Source organism: Streptomyces recifensis (genome assembly GCF_002154615.1).
GTDB classification, from domain to species: Bacteria; Actinomycetota; Actinomycetes; order Streptomycetales; family Streptomycetaceae; genus Streptomyces; species Streptomyces griseoluteus.
Genome location: NZ_MUNH01000439.1, coordinates 1 through 2,237, shown reverse-complemented (window position 1 = coordinate 2,237; position 2,237 = coordinate 1). Strand labels below are relative to the sequence as shown.

The following is a 2,237-nucleotide window of genomic DNA, read 5'->3' as shown; positions in this document are numbered from 1 at the left end:
ACCAGCTCCAGTCCATGGTGTCCACCAGCAGCGAGCAGCACCGCGCCTACCTCGTCGCCTGCATGAGCTACAGCCGCGACCTGGCCGCCGAGGCGCACGCCATGGCCCGCGCCGCCCGCCCCCAGGCCGGCCGCAAGCTCGACCGCGACGCCGGACTCGCCATCGTCATGGCCCGCGAGCTGACCGACATCTGCTCCCGCCTCCAGGAAGCCGACATCCGGGTCCGCCAGCCCCTAGGACAGGGCCGCCTCTCCTCCCTGATCCACTCCATGTACGACCCGGACCACCCCATCGACCACATCCAGGCCATGACCCAGCGCAACGCCTGGCCCGCCGAGCTGAACGCCATGGAGCCCACCTACCTCCAGGCCAAGACGCGCGAGTCCACCACCCGCGCCCCCTGGTGCCACGCCACCGCCTGGGTGAAGGAGTGGCCGATGACCCCCGTCGGCGTCAACTTCCTCGCCCCCCTCCTCGTCCACACCCCGGACGTGATCCGCACCGTCGCCGTCACCATGGACCTCGAACCCACCGAGGTCGCCATCGAGCGCATGCTGACGGAGAAGACCAACGACGAGGCCGAGGCGTCCCGCGCCGCCAAGATGAACCGCACCGTCGACCCGCGCGACGTCGCCGCCCACTCCCGCCTCGACCAGCGCGGCGAGGACCTCGCCAGCGGAGCCGCCGGCGTCAACCTCGTCGGCTACATCACCGTCTCCGCCCGCTCCCCCGAGGCGCTCAACCGCGACAAGCGCACGATCCGCGCCTCGGCGGGCAAGTCGTACCTGAAGCTGGAGTGGTGCGACCGCGAGCACCACCGCGCGTTCGTGAACACCCTCCCGTTCGCCACCGGCATCCGAAGGTAGAGGCTCTCCATGCGAGATCCGCTGTCCGTCCTCACCGACGCCTTCACGTCCTTCCTCTTCGGGAAGGTCGAGACCACCCGCCTCCCGGTGCGCACCTCCACCGGGCAGGCCCAGGCGGTCTACCTGCCGACGGCCGCCCCCGGCCTCGGCGACTCAGGCGTCATCATCGGCCGCGAGGTCTACTCCGGAAAGGGCTACATCTACGACCCCTTCCAGCTCTACGGCCAGCAGCTCCCGGCCCCGCACTGGCTCGTCCTCGGCGAGTCCGGCAACGGCAAGTCGGCGCTGGAGAAGACGTACGTGCTGCGCCAGCTCCGCTTCAAGGACCGCCAGGTCGTCGTCCTGGACGCCCAGGGCGAGGACGGGGTCGGCGAATGGAACCTCATCGCGGAGGAGCTGGGGATAACCCCCATCCGGCTCGACCCGACCGCCGCGCTCAACCACGGCATCCGGCTCAACCCGCTCGACCCCGCGATCACCACCACCGGCCAGCTCGCGCTGCTCCGCACGATCATCGAGGTCGCCCTCGGCCACGGCCTGGACGAACGCTCGGGCTTCGCCCTCAAGGTCGCGCACTCCTACGTCAACGAGACCATCGTCGACCGCCAGCCCGTCCTCACCGACATCGTCGAGCAGCTCCGCCACCCCGAGCCGGAGTCCGCCGAGGCGATGAACGTGGCCATAGACGACGTACGGGCCTGGGGCCTGGACGTCGCCCTGGTGATCGACCGGCTGGTCGACGGCGACCTGCGCGGCATGTTCGACGGCCCGACCACGGTCGGCATCGACCTGGACGCCCCGCTGATCGTCTTCGACCTCTCGCACATCGACCGCAACTCCATCGCCATGCCCATCCTGATGGCGATCGTCGGCGTGTGGCTGGAGCACACCTGGATCAGGCCCGACCGCAAGAAGCGCATCTTCCTGGTCGAGGAAGCCTGGCACATCATCAACAGCCCGTTCGTGGCCCAGCTGTTCCAGCGGCTGCTGAAGTTCGGCCGGCGCCTCGGCCTGTCCTTCGTCGCCGTCGTCCACCACCTCTCCGACGTGGTCGACGGCGCGGCGGCGAAGGAGGCGGCCGCGATCCTCAAAATGGCCTCCACCCGGACGATCTACGCCCAGAAGGCCGACGAGGCCAGAGCGACCGGCCGGGTCCTCGGCCTGCCCCGCTGGGCCGTGGAGATCATCCCGACGCTCACCCCCGGCATCGCGGTCTGGGACGTCAACGGCAACGTCCAGGTGGTCAAACACCTGGTCACCGAGACGGAACGCCCCCTGGTCTTCACCGACCGCGCGATGACCGAGTCCTCCGCCGACCTCGACGACGCCCTGCGCGCCGCCGAACTGGAGGCCGAGCAGCGGGCCGCCGCC

The 2,237-nt window shown here is 70.1% G+C and carries 2 protein-coding genes; both read left to right on the top strand.

Annotation, left to right across the window (positions count from 1 at the left end; all coding sequences use genetic code 11):
- Positions 1 to 866, top strand: an 866-nt coding sequence (locus CCN33_RS21885) for an SCO6880 family protein (RefSeq protein WP_341866587.1), incomplete at its 5' end; no start/stop codon positions are given.
- A gap of 9 nt (positions 867 to 875) precedes the next feature.
- The coding region (locus tag CCN33_RS21880) for an ATP-binding protein (protein ID WP_086695244.1) at positions 876 to 2,237 on the top strand (1,362 nt) is incomplete at its 3' end.